Genomic DNA, 388 nt, shown 5'->3' with positions numbered 1-388 from the left:
GGCCTTGATCGCCGACTCCTCCGCGTAGTCGGAAAAATCGTAGGTCAACAGCATCGACGGAATCTCCGGCACGAACATCGGCGTGTAGGGATTGCCGAAGAACATCGCGACCAACGGCTGCGCACTTCGCTCGCTGGCGCGCGACAGATCCTGCAGCAGCCGCACGATCAGCGGCGCCAGATCGAGACGGCCGCTGCCCGACGAGGCGCGCACGAACACGCCGGCGACGACCGCGTCGTAGTCGTTGGCCATCGCCCGCACCAGGTCGAGCTCCGACGGCGTGCTGCGATCCGAGATCTCAACGGCCTCGGTGTTCGGCCAGCGCTTCTTCAGCTCCGGGATCGCCGTCCGGCTCGGCGCGGCAATGCGCCATCCGGATGGATAGTCG

General features: G+C 66.5%; 1 protein-coding gene. It reads right to left on the bottom strand.

Annotated elements, in window-relative coordinates; all coding sequences use genetic code 11:
* On the bottom strand, nt 1-388 hold a 388-nt coding region (locus I6F37_RS44320), incomplete at both ends, for a hypothetical protein (RefSeq protein WP_225155034.1).

Origin of the sequence: Bradyrhizobium sp. NBAIM08 (assembly GCF_020193935.1) — a bacterium.
GTDB classification, from domain to species: Bacteria; Pseudomonadota; Alphaproteobacteria; order Rhizobiales; family Xanthobacteraceae; genus Bradyrhizobium; species Bradyrhizobium yuanmingense.
Note: the sequence above shows the minus strand (reverse complement) of the source record. Positions and strands in the feature narration are given on the sequence as shown.